Genomic DNA, 19,269 nt, shown 5'->3' with positions numbered 1-19,269 from the left:
AGCCGCAATGAAAACCGTTTCGCATCTGCATCGCATGGCCGCCGGTCTCTTTCTGTCCGTGGCGGCCTTCTCCACCCCGCTTCAGGCGGCCGATGACGCGGCCTGCAAGACGATCCGTCTCAGCGATCCCGGCTGGACCGACATCACCGCCACCAATGGTGTCGCTTCCGTTTTGCTCGATGCCTTGGGTTATGAAGCCGACGTCAAGACGCTGTCGGTGCCGATCGGCTATCAGGCCATGAAAAATGGCGAGATCGATGTTTTCCTCGGCAACTGGATGCCGGCCCAGAAATCCTTCGTTGACGACCTGAACGCCGCCAAGGCGGCCGAGGTGATGACGAAAAATCTTGAGGGCGCCAAGTTCACGCTGGCGGTGCCTTCCTACATGGCGGAAAAGGGTGTGAAGGATTTCGCCGATCTGGCCAAACATGCCGATGAATTCGAAAGCAAGATTTACGGCATCGAGCCCGGCGCACCTGCCAACCAGAATATCCAGAAAATCATCGACGCCAATGATTTCGGCCTGAGAGGCTGGCAGCTCGTCGAATCCGGCGAGCAGGCCATGCTGGCGCAGGTGGAGCGGGCGGGCAGGGACAAGAAGGCCGTGGTCTTCCTCGCCTGGGCGCCGCATCCGATGAACGAGAAGATCGATATCGCCTATCTCTCTGGCGGCGACGCCTATTTCGGCCCGAATTTCGGCGGCGCGGAAGTCTATACGCTGGCCCGCACCGGCTGGCCGCAGCAATGCCCGAATGCGGCGACGCTGTTCAACAACCTGAAATTCGATATCGGCATGGAAAATACCCTGATGGGCTCCATTCTGGGTGGCGAGGATTCGAAGGCGGCGGCGACGGCCTGGCTGAAGGCCAATCCCAAAGCGCTGGATGGCTGGCTGCAGGGCGTCACCACGCTGGATGGCAAGCCGGGTGCGGATGCCGTCAAAGGCAAGCTTGGCCTCTGAGGCGGTGGATACAGATGTCGCGTCCGAATATCCTGATCCTGATGGCCGACCAGTTCAACGGGACATTCTTTCCCGATGGCCCGGCCGATTTTCTCCACGCGCCGCATCTCAAAGCATTGGCGGAGCGGTCTGTCCGCTTCGCCAATAGCTATACGGCAAGCCCGCTCTGCGCACCGGCCCGCGCCTCCTTCATGTCGGGGCAATTGCCGAGCCGCACCCGGGTTTACGACAATGCCGCCGAATTCGCTTCCGACATTCCGACCTATGCGCACCATCTGCGGGCGGCGGGTTATTACACCGGCCTTTCGGGAAAGATGCATTTCGTCGGTCCGGACCAGCTGCATGGCTTAGAGGAGCGCCTGACGACGGATATCTACCCCGCCGATTTCGGCTGGACGCCTGATTACACCAAGCCCGGCGAGCGCATTGACTGGTGGTATCACAATCTCGGTTCGGTGACCGGCGCAGGGGTGGCCGAAATCACCAACCAGATGGAATATGACGATGAGGTGGCCTATCACGCCACCCGCAAGCTTTACGATCTGTCACGCCGCCTCGATGATCGGCCGTGGTGCCTGACGGTCAGCTTCACCCATCCGCACGATCCCTATGTGGCGCGGCGGAAATTCTGGGATCTCTATGAAGACTGCCCGGCGCTCGATCCGCAGTCGGAGGCGATTGCCTTTGACCGGCAGGACCCGCATTCGAAACGGCTGCTGGAAGCCTGCGATCATCAGGCGTTCGAGATCACAGACGAGCAGATACGTCGGGCACGTCGGGGTTATTTCGCCAATATCTCCTATATCGACGAAAAGGTCGGCGAAATCCTCGACGTCCTGAAGGCGACGCGGATGGAGGAAGATACCATCATTCTCTTCCTGTCCGACCATGGCGACATGCTGGGCGAGCGTGGGCTGTGGTTCAAGATGTGTTTCTTCGAAGGCTCCGCCCGTGTGCCGCTGATGATCGCCGCGCCAGGCTGGCAGCCGGCCCTGATCGACACGCCGGTCTCGACGCTCGATGTCACGCCGACGCTGTGCGGGCTGGCCGGGCTCGATATCACCTCGCTCAAGCGCTGGACGGATGGCGAGGATCTGGCGGCGCTGGCAATGGGAACCGGCGGGCGCGGACCGGTGCCGATGGAATATGCCGCCGAAGGCTCCATCGCACCGCTCGTCGCCATCAGGGACGGCCGCTACAAGCTGTCGGTCTGCGAGGCCGATCCGCCGCTGCTTTACGATATGGAGGCTGATCCCGAAGAGCGCCGCAACCTTGCCGGCGATCCCGCTTTCAGCGCCGTGCTTTCATCGCTTTCGGCGGAAATCGGCCGGCGCTGGCAACTCGCCGCCTTCGATGCCGCCGTGCGGGAAAGCCAGGCGCGCCGCTGGGTGGTCTACAAGGCGTTGCGTAACGGCGCCTATTATCCGTGGGATTACCAGCCGCTGCAGAAAGCCTCGGAACGCTACATGCGCAACCACATGGACCTCAACGTACTGGAGGAAAACCAGCGTTATCCACGCGGGGAGTGACGCGGGCAGGCCGCGTCACGCGGCGGCGGTCGCCCTCGGTGCGCCGCCCGCTGCCTGCACGGCGAGACTGCCCGCCGCGACGCCCGCTTTCAGGCATTGCCGGTCGTCCTGCCGCCGAAGCCATGCGTCGAGGAAGCCGGCATTAAAAGCGTCGCCGGCGCCGGTGGTATCGATGACCGGGACCTTTTGCGCCGCCATATGGTGAAGCCCGCCCGTAGAGGATACCCAGGCGCCCTGCGCACCGCCCTTGAGGGCCACGACGGGAAAGGCCTTCGCCAGCGCCCCGATGGCGGCTTCCGGCTCTGCGAGGCCCGTAATCGCTTCGGCTTCCTCGAGATTGGGCAGGAACACGTCGACGCCCGCGCAGGCCTTGAGCAGCCCCCTGTCGTAGATCAGCGATGCATCCCAGCTCGGATCGAGCGAGACGGATAATCCGCTCGCCTTGGCGCGGGAGACGAGATCGGGAATTTCGTGGAGAGTCGCAAATTCGGCGATGTGCAGGTGGCCCGCGCTGTTCCACGCGAAAGCGGCATCAAGGGTCGAGGGGCGCACGGAACCGGCGCGTCGCGTCAAGAACGCACGGTCATGTCCAACCACCGTCGCGACCGTTACCTGCGGCCCGGCATCGGCCGAATGTTCAAGAAATTGCAGGTCGACGCCGCTCTGCCGCATCTTTTCACCAATGTCGCGCGACAGCATATCGGTGCCAAGCCTTGCGAGCAGCGCGACCGGACGACCGATATGGGCGAAATGCGCGGCGGCGATGAAGGCTCCGCCGCCGGCGGCGATTTCCATGTCACCGGCAAACAGTTCCCGGCCGAGTACGGGCAATTCATCGAGCCCGGTAAAGATGACGTCGCAATAGATCCGGCCGATGCTGATGACGGCAGTTTTTTCTGTTGTCATCATGCGCGGCCCAGAAGCTTTTCCGTCTTCGCGTCGAAAAGATAAAGCGCGCCTGGCTCCGCCAGGCATTGCAACCGGCTGCCGACAGCCGGAATGGATTTTCCTCTCGCCGTGGCGATGACCGAGGTGGTGTCGGTATCAAGGTGCACAAGCGTCTCCGGCCCGAGCGGCTCGACGGCCGTTACGGTTCCCTCAAGCGCAAATGTTCCTTGAGCGGCTCGGGTCTCGCCAACCAGCAGATCATGCGGCCGGACGCCGATCAGAAGCTCACCTGCGGCGGAGGGCGTGACGCTGCTGGTTGTTCTCGACCCGCGCAGCAGGTTCATCGAGGGGCTGCCGATGAAGCGGGCGGTGAAAATATCGACAGGCGTCTCGTAAAGTTCCGTCGGCGTGCCGACCTGCAGAATGTGGCCATCCTTCATCACCACGATCCGGTCCGCCATGGTCATGGCTTCCACCTGATCATGGGTGACGTAAACCGTCGTCGTCTTAAGACGTTGGTGCAAGCGCTTGATTTCAATGCGCATCTGCGATCTCAGTTGCGCGTCGAGATTGGACAGCGGCTCATCGAAAAGAAAGGCGGCGGGATCGCGCACCATGGCGCGGCCGATGGCGACGCGCTGGCGCTGGCCGCCCGAGAGGGCCGCGGGACGGCGGTCGAGCAGGGCTTCCAGCCCCAGCACCCGGCCGGCCTCCTCGATGCGTCGGTTCTTTTCCTCGCGGTCGAGTTTCGAGGTGTAAAGCCCGAAGCCGATATTCTGGCGAACCGTCATATGCGGGTAGATCGCATAGTTCTGGAAGACCATGGCGATATTGCGCTGTTTCGGTTCCTTCTCGTTGACGACGTTGCCGCCGATCTTCAACGTTCCGTCGGAAATCTCCTCCAGCCCGGCGATCATGCGCAGCGTGGTGGATTTTCCGCAGCCGGAAGGGCCGACAAAAACGACGAATTCGCCGTCTTCGATGGCAAGGTCTATGCCTTTCACCGCCTCGACCTTGCCGTAGCGCTTCACGAGTTGATTGAGTTCGATTGTCGCCATTATCGCGCTCCCGTCAGGGCAGTGAATTTCTCGGTCAGTTCAGCGGCTTTCGCCGCTTCATGATCGGCGGATCGTTGCGCTACCGCCGTAAAGGCCGCGAGCTTGTCGCGATAGGCCGTGATTGCTTCCCGCATCGGTTCGGGGGCAGGCCCGCCGAAGCGGCTGCGCACGGCGACGAAGTGCTCCGGCGAGACGATCTGCCTGAACTTTTCCTCGTCGATGCCGGTCTCGTGTCCCGCCAGTGCGCTGAACGCCTTCAGGAACGGCTGGTAACCGTCATTCGGCAGATCGCCCTTCAGCGCGACGACGCTCCTGGCGACGCTCGCGGCAATCTCATGCGCCTGCCGGAACGACAGACCCTCGATGCGGACAAGCGAATCCGCCAGTTCCGTGATGGTGATGCAGGATCGGCGAATATTCTGATCGACCCTTTCCGGATCGATGCTGATCTGGCCAACGAGGCTGGCGAGCAGATCGAGAACCCGGCCGGCCGAGGTGAAGGCCTCGTAACCCATGCCCTGTGTCTCGCCCTCGCTGTCATTCATGTCGGTGAAGGGCGTGTTGTGCATCACATCAAGCACGGTCCGCGCCCGGCCGAATGTCTGGCTGGCGAGGTGGCGCAGATGTTCGATCGGCACCGGGTTGCGTTTCTGCGGCATGATCGAGGAAATCTGCACCAGCGAATTCGGTACATAGATCTGGCCGACCTCAAAACTCGTCCAGAACTGGAAATCCTGAATGAGCCTTCCGAGATGCAGGAACATCAGTTCGATGGCGCCATAGGTGGCCGTCGTATAGTCGACCGCGGCGATGCAGGAATAGGAATTGCGCAGCGGCGCGGCAAAGCCGAGAAGTTCGGCGACACGCGCCCGGTCGATGGGAAAGCCCGAGGTGGTGATGGCGGCAGCACCCATCGGCGAAAGATCGACGATACGGCGGGCCTCGGCGAAGCGGTCGATATCCCGGATCAGCACTTCGATGGCGGCGGAGAGGTAATGGCCGAAGGTGGTGGGCTGGGCCGGCTGCCCATGCGTATAGGCCACAATCAGGGTGGATTGATTGCGCTCGGCGGCATCGATCAGCGCTTTCAGCAGAATGCGCGCCTTGGCGGTGAGCGTGTCGATCTTGTCCTTGAGACCGATCTTGAACAGCGTGTGGTCGATATCGTTGCGCGAACGGGCCGTGTGCAGACGGCCGGCGACATCGACGCCGATGCGGGCTTTCAGTTCCTTCTCGATCAGGAAGAAGAAATCCTCGACCTCGCCGGTATAAACAAGCTCCGATGGCTCGATGGTCCTGTCGATATCCTCAAGCGCGCCGGCGATTTTCGCTGCCGTTTCCGCATCGAGAATTCCGGTTTCACGGAGCATGACGAGATGGGCGCGGTCTATGCGGCGGAACCCGTCGACATGGTGGTTCTTGGCGCCGTCGAATAGCGGGCGCAGTACGGTTTCCTTGTAGACGGGGTCGGGAAACTTGCTGGTATCGGACTGGCGCGGGTTGATATCGGCCATGATATTATCCTTTCAGGCCCGCCAGCATCACACCGCGCACGATGTAGCGTTGCAGGACGATGAAGACGATGAGGGTGGGGATGGTCGCGATGGCGGCGCCGGTCATGATCATTTCCCACTGGATCTGCTGTTCCACCGCAAAGCTCGAAAGACCGACCGGCAGCGTGTAAAGCTCCTTGCTTGTCGTGACGATCAGCGGCCAGAAAAATGCCGTCCAGTTGCCGAGGAAGGTGAAGATCGCAAGTGCGGAGAGCGCCGGCGTGACGAGCGGCAGGGCGACCTTCCACCAGATCTGGAATTCGTTGAGCCCGTCGACACGTGCGGCCTCGATGAAGTCGTTCGGAACCGTTTCGAAGAACTGCTTCATCAGGAAGGTGCCGAAAGCCGTCATCATGCCCGGAAACATGATGCCCCAGTAACTGTCGAGCCAGCCCAGCTGGCTGGACATCAGATACCAGGGAATGACAAGCATTTCCGTCGGTATCATCAGCGTCGAGAGGATGGCGAGGAAGATGAAATAACGGCCGCGGAATTCGAACTTCGCCAGCGTGTAACCGACAAGGCTGTCGAAGAAGCAGTTGGAAACGGTGACGATGACCGCAACCAGCATCGAATTGAAGAACCAGCGCAGGAAACGGCCGTCGGCCATGACGGTGATGTAGTTCGCAATTGTCGGAGCGGCCGGAATGAGCCTGAGGTCATAGACCTGATCCGCCGTCTTGAACGAGGTCGAGAACATGAACAGCAGCGGCGAGACCATGATCAGACCGCCGATGAACAATATTGTCCAGGCGATGATGCGGCCGGGGCGGATGCGGGCGTGGGAGAGTGGCGGCGCTTCGCTCATTTCTTTTCCCTCAGGACCCAGAGCTGGATCAGCGATACGAAGAGTAGAATGGTGAAGAGGACGACCGTCTGTGCCGCGGCGTAACCCATGGCGTAGGAGTTGAATGCGGTCTGGTAGATCATCAGCACCAGCGGTTTCGTCGAGCCGAGCGGGCCGCCCGGATCATTGGTGGTCATGTTGTAGACCTGGTCGAAAATGCGCAGGAAGCCGATGGACGAGAAGACCACGAGGAAAACCGTGGTGGGTTTCAGGAGCGGCAGCGTGATCTTGCGCAGGATCGCCCATTCACCCAGCCCGTCGATGCGGGCGGCCTCGTAAAAGGTGGTCGGGATGGCGCGCAGGCCCGCCATGAAGATGATGATCTGGAAACCGAGACCCGCCCAGATGGCCGTCACCATGATCGAATAAAGCGCCTGATCGGTGGAGCGGATGAAGGGCTGCTGCGGAATGCCGAGAAGGGCGAAGACATCGTTGATGATGCCGATGGGCGGCGGCTGGTAGAACCAGCGCCAGACCCAGGCCATGGCGGCCGCCGTGGTCAGGTAGGGCAGGAAATAGAGCGCGCGGATGAAACCGTGCAGGATGCGCACCCGGTCCAGATAAAAGGCGATGACGAAGGCGAGCACCAGGCTGATCGGCGTGCCGACGATGAGATAGGCGAAGGTGTTCCGGAACACCTTCCAGAATTGCGGGTCCTTGAACAGCTTGACGTAATTGGCGACGCCGATGAACTTCGCCGGTCTGAGCAGGTCCCAATTGGTGAAGGACAGCCAGAAGGCCTGCAGCGTCGGGTAAAAACGGATGACGCTGTAGAATAGGATCGGGATCGCCAGAAAGCTCCAGATCCACAAAAGCCGTTTGGTGCGCATGGAAAGGCGATCTCCAAGGGAGCCGCCGGGGCGGCCGGATGCCGCCCCCTGTTGATCGATCGCTGTCATGGTTGGACCTGCGGTTCTTACGGTTTCGCCGCGTCGATGATTTCCTGCTCGGCCTCGGCGGCCTGCTTGATGGAATCCTCGACCGACTGGCCCTCGAGAAGGACCCGGTTGGTCATGTCGATGGCATTCTGCCGCTGGGCTGCCTCATCCATGAACAGTGTCGTATGGGCATATTCCAGACCCTTCAGGAACGGCGCGTAGATCGGGTCCTTCAGGTTTTCTTCGGTCAGCGCCGCGGAGCGCCGTGCCGGCAGTTCGCCCACCGTCTTCAGCCAGATCGCCATGGCTTCCGGAGAGGAAATATAGGCGAGGAACTTCTTCGACGCCTCAAGCTCCTCGCCCGTGGTCTTGGCGCTGATGCCGTTGGCGAAGTAGCTCGCATAGTTGGAGCGGATGTTCTTGTCATTGGTGGGAAGTTCGGTCACGCCCCACTCGAAATCCTTGATGGTGCGGAACGAGCCCAGCCGGAAGGTGCCGTCGATGGTCATGCCGGCCTTGCCGGCGCGGAAGGCGGCCTGGCCCTCATCCATGAAACCCGCCTGGCCGATCTTCTTTTCGAGTTGCAGGCTGGTGTAGAATTTCAGCGCCTGAACGCCCGCCTCGCTGTTATAGGTGACCTTCTGGTCGTTGTCGGTATAGGGCTCGCCGCCATATTGGCGGATCAGGACTTCACGCCACCACTGGTGGTCCTGGCCGCCCATGTCCAGCGTGGAGCCGGCAACGGTGAGGTTTCCTGCCGCGTCATGCTTGGCGATCTTTTCGGCTGCCGCGACGAATTCATCGAGCGTCTTCGGCGGATTGGCGGGATCGAGGCCCGCCTCGGTGAAGAGCTTCTTGTTGTAGAAGAGGGCGAGCGAACGCACCGCCGTCGGCAGGCCGTAATAATCGTCGCCACGTTTCATGGCGCTGACGATCGGGAAAAATTCGCTTTCGATCTTGTCGTGCGGAAAGGCGTCGGTCGGCAGCGGCTGCAAGATGCCGCCGGCCGCGAACTTGTCGAGCCAGCCATAAAACAGCTGCATCACGTCGGGGCCCTTGCCGGACATGTTGGCGGCAATCACGCGCGTCTGGTAATCGGCGTAAGGAAAGGTCACCTGCTTGACGGTGATGTCGGGATTGGCCTTCTGGAACTGCGCGATCAGCTCATCCATGGCTTTTACGCGTGTGTCGAAGACATATTGCCAATATTCAATTTCAACCGCCTGCGCGGCGTTGAATGCAAATGTGCTGAAACCGGCAACCAAGCCGGCGAACAGAGTTGCCCTGCGCATGTAAGCCTCCATTTCCTCCGTCCGGTCTTCCGGATACGGAGCGATCGTTCCCTTTATCCGCGCTTTCGCGCGTGCTCATCGATTTGCCGGTAGCGAAGTTTCCTCTTCCGCTGCCAGACAAGCCTGACCCCCGGTCGCTCTCTACGGTTCTCTGAAGGCGCGCATTTGTCAATAAGATAATTTACTTGAATTAATATATTGCGCTTAACCTCCATTCGACGTTATGAATTTTCCACAGACGGGAAGTTGAAGAGATGACGATGCACACGGTAGAAGCCTATCCCGTAGCGATCGGAAAAAATCCTGAGCGGAGCCGCGAGCACAACAGGCGAGTCGTCCTCGACATCGTCCGGCGTCACGGTTCGCTCGGCCGCGCCCAGATCGCCAAGATCACCCATCTCACCCCGCAGGCGGTGGCCAATATCGTCGATGAGCTGATGGGCGAGGAACTGCTGAAGGAACTCGGCCGTCGCCGTACCGGCAGGGGCCAGCCGCCCATCCTGTTCGCCGTCAATCCCGATGGCGGCGCGACGATCGGCGTTGAGATCGCGGCAGACCACATGGTCACCGTCGGTCTCGATCTGGCCGGCGTTCTGCGCACGCAGCGTGTTACGCCCCTCAAGGATACGACGCCGGAGGCCATCCTCAAGACCTTTGCGGTGGAACATGCCGAGGTGGCGAAAAATATCGGGCGCCGGCTGCTCGGCACCGGTGTCGTCATGCCCGGCCCGTTTGAAATCGACGGCATGACCTCCGTCGGGCCGACGACGCTTTCCGGCTGGGTGGGTATCGATGCCCGGCAGATGCTGAGCGAGGCCTGCGGGCAACAGGTGGTGGTGGAAAACGATGCGACGGCGGCCGCCGTTGGCGAACGCCTGTTCGGCGCGGGGCTGACGATCCCGAATTTCTGCATGGTCTATTTCGGCGTGGGTATCGGTCTCGGCATCATCCAGGATGGCTCGCCCTATCGCGGCGCATTCGGAAACGCCGGTGAAATTGGCCATGTGACCGTTTCGCCGGGTGGGCGGCCTTGCCCCTCCTGCGGCCAGCGCGGCTGCCTGGAGGCCTATGCGTCCGTTTACGTGCTGAAGGAAAAGCTCGTCTGCGCCGGCGTTGCGGATACGGAGCTTGACGATCTCGAAGCCCTGTTCAAGGCCGGCAATCCGACGGTGACGGAGTGGATCGACGAGGCTGCGGCCCATCTGGCGCCGATGGTTGCCATGCTGGAAAACATTCTCGATCCGCAGACGGTCATTCTTGGCGGTGCGCTGCCCGAGGCCATCATCAGCGAGATCATTCAGCGCATGGGGCATCTGCCGACCTCGGTCGCAAGCCGGCGGCAGCGGGAACTGCCGCGCGTCATGCACGGCAAATCCGGACAGTTGACCGCGGCGCTCGGTGCTGCCGCTTTGCCGCTGTTCGACATCGTCACGCCAAAACTCGAGACGTCCCCGGGGGCTACAGCACAGGCGCCCGGCTGAATATTGGAGGAGACCGCCCATGCTTACCCCTCGCGAGCGCATCGAACGGCAGATGGCCGATCCCTGGCTCGTTCGCCTTCATCGCAGGCTGAGCGCACTGAAGTCCACCGTCACCGTCATGCATACCGGTGCGCATCCGGATGATGAGCAGAACGGCCTTCTCGCCTATTTCCGCATGGCGCTCGGCATGCGCACCATCATTGCCTGCTCGACGCGCGGCGAGGGCGGACAGAATGCGCTGGGTCCGGAACGGCTGGGCGCGCTTGGCGTCATCCGTTCGCGTGAGCTGGAGGAGGCCGCGCGCGTGATCGATGCTGATATCAGCTGGCTCGGCCATGGCCCGGCGGATCTCATCCACGACTTCGGTTTTTCCAAGGACGGTGACCAGACCTTCGGTCGCTGGGGGCAGCAGCGTATCGTCGAAAGGCTGGTGCGCGCCTATCGCAGAGAGCGGCCCGATATCGTCATCCCGACATTTCTCGACGTACCGGGACAGCACGGCCACCATCGCGCCATGACGCGCGCAGCGAAAAGCGCAATCGCGCTGGCGGCCGATCCCGCTGCCTATCCGGAGCATTTCGCCGAAGGGCTGGAGCCGTGGCAGGTGGCGAAGTTTTATCTTCCGGCGTGGTCGGGCGGTGGCGATACCTATGATGACGAGGTGCCGCCGCCGGAAACGACGCTGACCATCAATGCGGCTGGCAAGGAGCAGGCGACCGGTACGGAATATGACCGCATCGGCGAGTGGTCGCGTTATTACCATGCCTCGCAGGGAATGGGCCACTGGCCGAAGCGGGCGCAGGAGACATGGCCGCTGCATCTCGAACTCTCCAGCGGTGCCATCAAGGATGAAAACTCGATCCTTGACGACCTGCCGTCCTCGCTTGCCGATCTTGCCGTTTCCCCCGGACTGGACGCCGGATTGGCGGCGGCGCTTGTTGAGGCGGAGCGGGCCATCGGCGAGGCGATCTCGGCCTTTCCCGATCCGCAGCGGATTACGCCACCGCTTCTCAAGGCGGCGGGCCTCCTGCAGAAGGTCGACGAGACCGCAGCTGCGGATTTCAGGAACCTGCACGGGCATCGTATCGCAGGCAAAAGGGCGCAGGTTGATGCCGCGATCCTGACGGCGCTCGATCTTTTCGGGCGTGCCTATGCCGATCCCGCGGAAATCGCTCCGGGCGGGACATCGTTTCTTTCCGTGGAGCTCTCCGGCAAGGCGTCCGGATTTGACGTGGAGGTGACCCCGGTCCTCCCGTCAGGTGTTTCATCATCCATTCAATCGCGTGGCGAGACCTTCGCCTTTTCGCTGTTCGCCGACCTGGATGCTGCGGTTTCCGGGCTCTACCAGCCGGGCTGGAAAGCAGCGGGCGGCAATGGTCACGCCTCGGTGCGCATTTCCGCAAGGATTGGCGGGCGGGATGTTTCGTCCGCATTCGATCTGGAGGAGCCGTTTTTCGTCACACCCGCGCAATCGCTGACGATTTCGCCCGACGCACTTCTGGCGCCGCTTGGACAGGGGCGGGAGACCCATGGGTTTCAGGTGCAGATGAAGGGTGCCGATGCACCGCTGTCTTTCAGGGAAGCGGGTGGCTGGAGCGTGCACAAGAACGGCGCCGCCTGGGTGGCCGAACACAGGGGCGACGTCGTGCCGGGCCTTGCGCAGATCGAGGTGACTGTTGGCTCGCAGCCGGCCTTCCAGATCACCCCCATCGCATATCCGCATATCGGAAGGGCAAGGTTTCTGGCACCTTCCGCCCTTAAAATCCTGTCGCTGGATCTGAGGCTGCCCGAGGGGGCGCGCGTCGGTTATGTCGGCGGCGGCGCCGACAGGGTTGGCCTCTGGCTTTCGCGCATGGGTCTCGATGTTACCGAACTCGATGCGCAGGCGCTCGGCGGCGATCTCTCTTCCTTCACCACCATCGTTATCGGCATATTCGCCTTCGGCATCCGCCGGGATCTCGCCGCCGCCACGGAGAAACTTCATCGTTTCGTCGAAGACGGCGGCCATCTGGTGACGCTCTATCATCGCCCCACGGATGGGTGGGACCCGGAGACGACACCCGTCCGGCGGCTTGAAATCGGCAAGCCTTCCCTGCGCTGGCGGGTGACCGACCCAAAGGCGGAGGTGACGGTTCTGCTGCCCGACCATCCGCTGCTTGCCGGCCCTAACGAGATCGACACCGCCGACTGGACCGGCTGGGACAAGGAGCGCGGGCTTTATTTCGCATCGCGCTGGGATGATGTCTACGAGCCCTTGCTCGCCATGCACGATGTCGATGAACAGCCGCTCAAGGGCGCGCTGGTCTCGGGCGTCATCGGCAGGGGCCGGCACACCCATACCAGCCTCGTGCTGCATCACCAGATGGACAAGCTTGTGCCGGGCGCCTTCCGCCTCATGGCCAATCTTGTGCAGCCGGCGTGAATGGCGACACCCAAAGCGAAGAACAGGAAAACCCGCGCGACACGGATACGCGCGCGGGCATCGGCTGGCTGTTGCTGGACATGACCCTTGTTGCGGGCGGAATGACCGCGCTCGTCAAGGCGCAGGGCGTCACCTATCCCGCCTTCCAGCTGGTTTTTATCAGGGCGATGATCGGCCTTCTCTTCATCCTGCCGCTCATCTGGCGGCACCGGATGGAGATGGTGCGCATCAAATATCCCTGGCGCAATCTCTTCCGCATCTGCTGCAACGCCATCGCGCTCACCAGCAATTTCTTCGCCATTACGCTTTTGCCGCTTGCCACCGTCAATGCCGTCGGTTTCTCCCGGCCGCTGGTGACGATGGCGATGGCCGTCGCCTTTCTTGGCGAAAGCGTGAGCCGTTTTCGCTGGATGGGGGCCTGCCTTGCATTTGTCGGCGTTCTGGTCGTCATCGGGCCTGGCGGCGCGGAATTCGGCGCGGGCGTGATTGTTGTTCTGGTTTCGGTGGTGTTCGGTGCGCTTGCGGTGATCCAGACCCGGGCGCTGCGGCAGGAGAACACCACGGTCATGATGGTGTTCTACACCGTTGGTCTTGCTGTCATCACCGCCGTTCCGGCAATCTGGACATGGAAGCCGGTTGCGTCATTCGACTGGGTTCCGCTGCTCGGCATCGGATTGCTGGCGCAGATGGGGCAATATTGTTTTCTGCGGGCCTATCGCATCGCGGATGCAAGCGTCCTTGCACCCGTCAGTTACCTGTCGATCCTGTTTGTGACCGCTGTCGGATATTTTCTGTTCGACGAGGTGCCGGAAGCCCGTGTGGTGTTCGGCATCGTCATTATTCTCGTTTCACTGCAGTCGACTGCCCTTGCGGAATATCTGCTGAAGAGGCTGCGCCGCAAAGGCTGACGGTTGCGCTCTATCTCGATTGCGCGAGGACCCGGAGCCTGACCCAGTTCAGCGCCGCAAGTTTGAAGCGATCGTAAAACGACCGTGCGAAACGCACATAACGCATGATCCAGGCGAGCCAGCCATAGGTGAGAAGCTTTTCCCGGCCGGCGTGATAAATGCGTTCGATGATCAGGAAGGTTGCGAGATGGGCTAGGATCGTCAGGACCAGCCCGACCTTGACAGCGCCATGGGCGATTAGGACGAGACCGACGATCTTCATCGGTTCGGCAATCGCGAAAGGCACGGCAAGACAGAGAAGAATGGCAAGGCGCGGCAATCGCGCGATCCGGTTTTCCAGTCGCTTGATGAAAGTCAGGCCGGATATGGCCGTGATGACCGGCCGGTAGAGCGGGCGGAAAATGCCGTCGAGAACAAGGGCGAACACGATGATTGCCCTGATCGGAAAGACAAGGATCGTCCGGATTATGCTCTTCACCTCGGCGGGTCTCCAAAAAGGGCGTAACGCCACTCTTAATCGCCTGAAACATGTCAAAAGCAAGTCGCTGTTTTCGTCAGCCCGGCCGCACGCTCGCATACATGCCGGTGGTGCGGAATTCGCTCGGATTGGTGCCATAGAGCCTGCGGAAGACCTTGGAGAAATAGTTGGGATCCTCGAAACCGCAAAGCACGGAAACCTCCTTGATCGGAAGGTTCGCAGCCGTGGTGAGAAGCTTGGCAGCCCGACGCAGGCGTCTTTGCAGCACGAATTCCGCCGGTGACAGTCCTTCGCTCGCCGCGAAGATGCGGGAAAAATGCGCGCGGCTTAAGCCCGCCACATCAGCAAGGTCGCTGACCGAGAGCCGCTCGCCGAGATGGCTGTCTATATAGCTCAGCACCTGCTGCATGGTGCGATATTCGCCGCCGAAGGAGGGGTGGGAGCCGAAGACATCGTCATAAAGCGTCATCGCCGCCTCATAGGCAACGGCGGAGGCGGCGCCCGGCGTTTCCGCGCCATTGACGAGGCGCGAACAGCATTCGGCGAGGTGATCCACGGTTTCGGGCTGAAGCTTGAGGATCGGGCCGGTGACGGCGAGGATATTGCGGTGAATGCGCAGGGCTTCTTCGCCATTCATGGAAATCCAGAAGAACTCCCATTCCTTGCCGTCTTCCAGCCAGTAGCGATGATTGTGCGGGATGAGCAGCAGCAGGGTTTCGCCCGGCTTCACCACATAATGCCGGTTCTCATAACGCAGGTTGCCCTGTCCGGCGATGCAATATTGCAGCACCGTGAAGGGCGTCTGGCCACGTTTGCGCCCGTCCCAGTCGTAATTGCCGCCACGGCGGATTTCATAACCGCTGCTGGTCGGCATGGTGTGCAGGGTCTGGCGGCCGCGCGGTAGCGAGACGGTCCGCATGCCGGGTCCCTGATCGATCAAATCGCGCAGCACAAAATTACCCATGAAAGCATAATCCTTCTCTGGTCCTGTCCCTTATTATACGCATAATCCCGATCCGAGGAGACAGCCAGCGGGATATTGCTGCTGAAAAATTGGGAGTAAGGCCGGTTTTCCGGGATTCTTACGGGTATTTTTCTGTGGTGCCATATTTACGATCCTTCGGCCCGTTTCACCCGTTCGATTTGCAACAGAGGTGGCGTTATGAGTTTCAAAATCGCTATTATTGGCGCAGGTAGCGTCGGTTTCACGAAAAAACTGTTCACCGATCTCCTGTGCGTTCCGGAATTTCGCGATATCGAAGTCGCGCTGACGGATATCAGCCAGCACAATCTGGATATGATCAGGGCGATCCTTGAAAAGATCGTCGAGGCCAATGGTTTCCCGGTGAAGGTGACGGCCGATACCAATCGCCGCAGGGCGCTGGAGGGCGCGAAATACATCATCAGCTGCGTGCGGGTCGGCGGTCTCGAAGCCTATGCCGATGATATCCGTATTCCGCTGAAATACGGCATCGATCAATGCGTGGGCGATACGATCTGCGCCGGCGGCATTCTCTACGGTCAGCGCAACATTCCGGTCATTCTGGATTTCTGCAAGGATATCCGCGAAGTCGCCGCACCGGGGGCCAAATTCCTCAACTACGCCAACCCCATGGCCATGAACACCTGGGCGGCCATCGAATATGGCAAGGTGGATACGGTCGGTCTCTGCCACGGCGTGCAGCACGGCGCGGAACAGATCGCCGAAATTCTCGGTGCGAAAAGCCTGTCCGAGCTGGATTACATCTGCTCGGGCATCAACCACCAGACATGGTTCATCGATCTGAGGCTCAACGGCCGCAAGATCGGCAAGGACGAGCTGGTCGCGGCCTTCGAGGCGCATCCGGTCTTCTCGCAGCAGGAGAAGCTGCGCATCGATGTGCTGAAGCGGTTCGGCGTTTATTCGACCGAGAGCAACGGCCATCTGTCCGAATATCTGCCGTGGTATCGCAAGCGGCCGGAAGAGATTGCCCGCTGGATCGACATGTCCGACTGGATTCACGGCGAAACCGGCGGTTATCTCCGCCACTCCACCGAAACGCGCAACTGGTTTGAAACCGAGTTTCCGCAGTTCCTCGCCTCGGCCGCAAAGCCCATCGATCCGGCCAAGCGCTCCAATGAACATGCGAGCCACATTCTGGAAGCGCTGGAAACCGGGCGCGTCTATCGCGGCCACTTCAACGTCAAGAACAATGGTGTCATCACCAATCTGCCTGCCGATGCGATCATCGAATCCCCCGGTTTTGTCGACCGTTTCGGCATCAACATGGTCTCGGGCGTAACGCTGCCGGAAGCCTGTGCGGCCACCTGCATGGCCTCCATCAACGTGCAGCGCATGTCTGTCCATGCGGCTGTCAGTGGCGATATCGATCTTTTGAAGCTCGCCGTGCTGCATGACCCGCTGGTCGGCGCCGTCGCCACGCCGGAGGAGGTCTGGCAGATGGTGGATGAGATGGTCGTCGCGCAGGCCCGCTGGCTGCCGCAATATGCCGATGCAGTACCGGCGGCGAAGGAAAGGCTGGCGAAATCCAGCGTCAAGACCCGCGACTGGGCGGGTGCTGCGCGCCGCAACGTGCGTTCCATCGAGGAATTGCGGGCCGAGAAATCGGCGCTGAAGAAGGCTGTTTGAGGAAAAAATATGGAGCAGGCCGGGCGGCGGAAGGGAGTTCGCCGCCACGGCCAGAACGATCACAGAGGGTGGGCGGTCGAAGAGCTGCCATTTGGGAGGAATGACGATGTTACTTCAACGCAAGATCGGTATCATCTCGGCACTGGGTCTCGGTGTTTCGATGATCGCACTCAATGCGAATGCCTTCGAGACCACCACGCCGCCCGAGCCGCCGCAATTTCCGGCCGAAGGCAAGATCAATTATGTCGCGCGCGACTCGATCCTCGAATTCAAGGCGCTGCCTGATTACAGCGAGCCTGACTGGGTCAGCGAGAAATTCGAAAAGACCGGTAAGCTGCCGCCCTTGAAGGAGCGCCTGCCGGAAGAGCCGCTGGTCTACAAGACCGGCAATATGCCCGACGGCATGGGCGTTTACGGCGACACGATGCGCCATGTGGTGGGCGGCAGGCCCGAGGGCTGGAACTACATTGCCGGCCAGAGCCAGGGCTGGGGCGGCATCGATATCGCCCTTTCCGAATGCCTGACGCGCACCGCGCCGCTCTTCCAGGTGGATGCCAAGGATACTGAGCCTCTGCCCAATCTCGCCAAAAGCTGGGAGTGGTCCGAGGATGGCCACAAGCTGACGATGCATCTCGTCAAGGGCGCCAAGTGGTCGGACGGCGAGCCCTTCAATGCCGATGACGTGATGTTCTACTGGGAAGATGCGGTCGTCGATCCCAATGTTTCACCGCTTGGCGGCGGCGCATCGCCCGAGGCTTTCGGTGAGGGAACGACCCTTAAAAAGATCGATGACTACACCGTCGAATGGACCTTCAAGGCGGCTTTTCCCAAGCAATATCTCTATACCATGGCCTATCCGAGCTTCTGCCCCGGGCCGTCGCATATCCTGAAACCGCAGCATCCGAAATACTCCAAGAACACCTATAACCAGTTCAAGAACGCTTTCCCGCCTGAGTATATGAACATGCCTGTCATGGGGGCATGGGTGCCGGTCGCTTATCGTCCAGATGACATCATCGTGCTACGGCGCAATCCCTATTACTGGAAGGTCGATGAAAAGGGCCAGCAGCTGCCCTACCTCAACGAGGTGCACTACAAGCTTTCCACCTGGGCTGACCGCGATGTGCAGGCCGTGGCGGGATCGGGCGACTTCTCCAACCTCGAACAGCCGGAAAATTTCGTCGCCTCGCTGAAACGCGCCGCCGACCCCAATGCGCCGGCCCGTCTTGCCTTCGGGCCGCGCCTCATCGGCTATAATCTGCAGATGAATTTTTCCGCCAATGGCTGGGGCAATCCGGATGAGCGCGGGCAGGCCATTCGCGAGCTGAACCGCAACGAGGTGTTCCGTCAAGCCGTCACATCAGCCATCGACCGCAAGGCAGTCGGCGACTCGCTGGTGAAGGGGCCTTTCACGGCGATCTATCCGGGCGGCATTTCGTCTGGCACCAGCTTCTATGATCGGGCCTCCACGGTTTATTACCCCTTCAATCTCGAGGCCGCCAAGGCGGCACTCGCCTCGATCGGTCTGAAGGATACGGATGGCGATGGTTTCCTGAATTTCCCGAAGGAAACACTTGGCGGTCGCAATGTCGAAATTACCCTTCTCGTCAATAACGGTTACGCGACGGACAAGAGCCTTGCGGAAGGTCTTGTTGGCCAGATGGCGAAACTCGGCCTTCGCGTCGTCATCAACAGCCTCGATTCCAACCAGCGCGATGCCGCCCATTATGGCGGGCAGTTCGACTGGCTGGTACGGCGCAATTCCACCGAGCTTTCATCCGTGGTGCAGAATACCGAGCAGCTTGCCCCTGTCGGCCCGCGCACCAGCTGGAACCATCGCTCGCCCGAAGGCAAGGAACTTGATCTGATGCCGTTCGAGAAGGAAATGGCCGACATCGTTCGCAAGTTCATCTCCTCGCAGGACAATGCCGAGCGGGCGGAACTGATGAAGCAATATCAGAAGGTCTATACGCAGAACCTCTATACGATCGGTCTCACCGAATATCCCGGCGCGCTGATCGTCAACAAGCGGTTCTCGAATGTGCCGCAGGGCACGCCGATCTTCATGTTCAACTGGGCCGAAGATTCCATCATTCGCGAACGCCTTTGGGTCGCAGCGGATAAGCAGGGCAAATACGAACTCTTCCCGCAGCAGCTTCCCGGCAAGCCGGGTGAGGGCGGGCCGATCAACTAAAGCATTTCCGGTAAAACTGGACCCCGGCTTCCCGTCCGGAAATGCGAATACCTTGACGTACTCCTCCCGGAGAACACCCGGTACCGGTCGCGCGTGAAGCGCGGCCGGAGGCACCCGGCGGACCGTATCCATCACGGCCCGCCCAAACGGA

General features: G+C 60.9%; 15 protein-coding genes. 7 read left to right on the top strand and 8 right to left on the bottom strand.

Annotated elements, in window-relative coordinates; translation table 11 throughout:
* Positions 1–7: 7 nt before the first annotated feature.
* Together N5D22_RS23170 and betC are read left to right on the top strand one after the other, a co-directional pair.
* Positions 8–961, top strand: a complete 954-nt coding sequence (locus tag N5D22_RS23170; protein ID WP_279658192.1) for a choline ABC transporter substrate-binding protein — start codon at positions 8–10, stop codon at positions 959–961.
* Between the two features lie 14 nt (positions 962–975).
* Complete coding sequence (gene betC, locus N5D22_RS23165) at positions 976–2,490, top strand: choline-sulfatase (RefSeq protein ID WP_279658191.1); 1,515 nt, start codon at positions 976–978, stop codon at positions 2,488–2,490.
* Positions 2,491–2,505: 15 nt separating this feature from the next.
* On the opposite strand, the gene N5D22_RS23160 is transcribed toward betC, so the two are convergent.
* Genes N5D22_RS23160 through N5D22_RS23135 form a run of 6 tightly spaced genes read right to left on the bottom strand, consistent with a single transcriptional unit; the run spans position 2,506 to position 9,018 of the window.
* The gene (locus N5D22_RS23160; protein ID WP_279658190.1) at positions 2,506–3,399 is read right to left on the bottom strand and encodes a carbohydrate kinase family protein; all 894 of its coding nucleotides are present in this window, start codon (positions 3,397–3,399) and stop codon (positions 2,506–2,508) included.
* A complete protein-coding gene (gene ugpC, locus N5D22_RS23155) occupies positions 3,396–4,436 on the bottom strand; it encodes a sn-glycerol-3-phosphate ABC transporter ATP-binding protein UgpC (protein WP_279658189.1) in 1,041 nt (346 codons plus the stop codon). Before ugpC ends, N5D22_RS23160 begins: the two co-directional genes overlap by 4 nt.
* Positions 4,436–5,950: an argininosuccinate lyase gene (gene argH / locus N5D22_RS23150; RefSeq protein ID WP_279658188.1), complete on the bottom strand. Its 1,515-nt coding sequence runs from the start codon at positions 5,948–5,950 to the stop codon at positions 4,436–4,438. Before argH ends, ugpC begins: the two co-directional genes overlap by 1 nt.
* A 4-nt stretch (positions 5,951–5,954) precedes the next feature.
* Complete coding sequence (locus tag N5D22_RS23145) at positions 5,955–6,797, bottom strand: carbohydrate ABC transporter permease (RefSeq protein WP_035224874.1); 843 nt, start codon at positions 6,795–6,797, stop codon at positions 5,955–5,957.
* Complete coding sequence (locus N5D22_RS23140; protein WP_279658187.1) at positions 6,794–7,735, bottom strand: sugar ABC transporter permease; 942 nt, start codon at positions 7,733–7,735, stop codon at positions 6,794–6,796. Before N5D22_RS23140 ends, N5D22_RS23145 begins: the two co-directional genes overlap by 4 nt.
* 17 nt (positions 7,736–7,752) lie before the next feature.
* Complete coding sequence (locus tag N5D22_RS23135) at positions 7,753–9,018, bottom strand: extracellular solute-binding protein (protein ID WP_279658186.1); 1,266 nt, start codon at positions 9,016–9,018, stop codon at positions 7,753–7,755.
* A 242-nt stretch (positions 9,019–9,260) separates the two neighbouring features.
* Here N5D22_RS23135 and N5D22_RS23130 point away from each other — a divergent pair, with 242 nt between their 5' ends.
* Genes N5D22_RS23130 through N5D22_RS23120 form a run of 3 tightly spaced genes read left to right on the top strand, consistent with a single transcriptional unit; the run spans position 9,261 to position 13,817 of the window.
* Positions 9,261–10,487, top strand: a complete 1,227-nt coding sequence (locus tag N5D22_RS23130; protein ID WP_279658185.1) for an ROK family protein — start codon at positions 9,261–9,263, stop codon at positions 10,485–10,487.
* A gap of 19 nt (positions 10,488–10,506) precedes the next feature.
* Entirely contained in the window at positions 10,507–12,909 is a 2,403-nt protein-coding gene (locus N5D22_RS23125) for a PIG-L family deacetylase (protein ID WP_279658184.1), read from the top strand.
* Complete coding sequence (locus N5D22_RS23120) at positions 12,906–13,817, top strand: DMT family transporter (RefSeq protein ID WP_279658183.1); 912 nt, start codon at positions 12,906–12,908, stop codon at positions 13,815–13,817. Before N5D22_RS23125 ends, N5D22_RS23120 begins: the two co-directional genes overlap by 4 nt.
* 10 nt (positions 13,818–13,827) lie before the next feature.
* Here the strand turns inward: N5D22_RS23120 and N5D22_RS23115 are convergent, their stop codons facing one another.
* Both N5D22_RS23115 and N5D22_RS23110 read right to left on the bottom strand, forming a co-directional pair.
* The gene (locus N5D22_RS23115) at positions 13,828–14,295 is read right to left on the bottom strand and encodes a hypothetical protein (protein ID WP_279658182.1); all 468 of its coding nucleotides are present in this window, start codon (positions 14,293–14,295) and stop codon (positions 13,828–13,830) included.
* Positions 14,296–14,371: 76 nt separating this feature from the next.
* Entirely contained in the window at positions 14,372–15,259 is an 888-nt protein-coding gene (locus tag N5D22_RS23110; RefSeq protein ID WP_279658181.1) for an AraC family transcriptional regulator, read from the bottom strand.
* A gap of 198 nt (positions 15,260–15,457) precedes the next feature.
* Here N5D22_RS23110 and N5D22_RS23105 point away from each other — a divergent pair, with 198 nt between their 5' ends.
* Both N5D22_RS23105 and N5D22_RS23100 read left to right on the top strand, forming a co-directional pair.
* Complete coding sequence (locus N5D22_RS23105; RefSeq protein ID WP_279658180.1) at positions 15,458–16,924, top strand: alpha-glucosidase/alpha-galactosidase; 1,467 nt, start codon at positions 15,458–15,460, stop codon at positions 16,922–16,924.
* A 106-nt stretch (positions 16,925–17,030) separates the two neighbouring features.
* Positions 17,031–19,118 carry an ABC transporter substrate-binding protein gene (locus tag N5D22_RS23100; RefSeq protein WP_279658179.1) on the top strand — a complete coding sequence of 696 codons (2,088 nt, stop codon included), beginning with the start codon at positions 17,031–17,033 and terminating at the stop codon, positions 19,116–19,118.
* The last annotated feature ends 151 nt before the right edge of the window (positions 19,119–19,269 follow it).

This window comes from Agrobacterium sp. GD03872 (assembly GCF_029840625.1).
GTDB lineage: Bacteria > Pseudomonadota > Alphaproteobacteria > Rhizobiales > Rhizobiaceae > Agrobacterium > Agrobacterium fabrum_A.
This window is presented reverse-complemented; position numbering and strand designations above follow the sequence as displayed.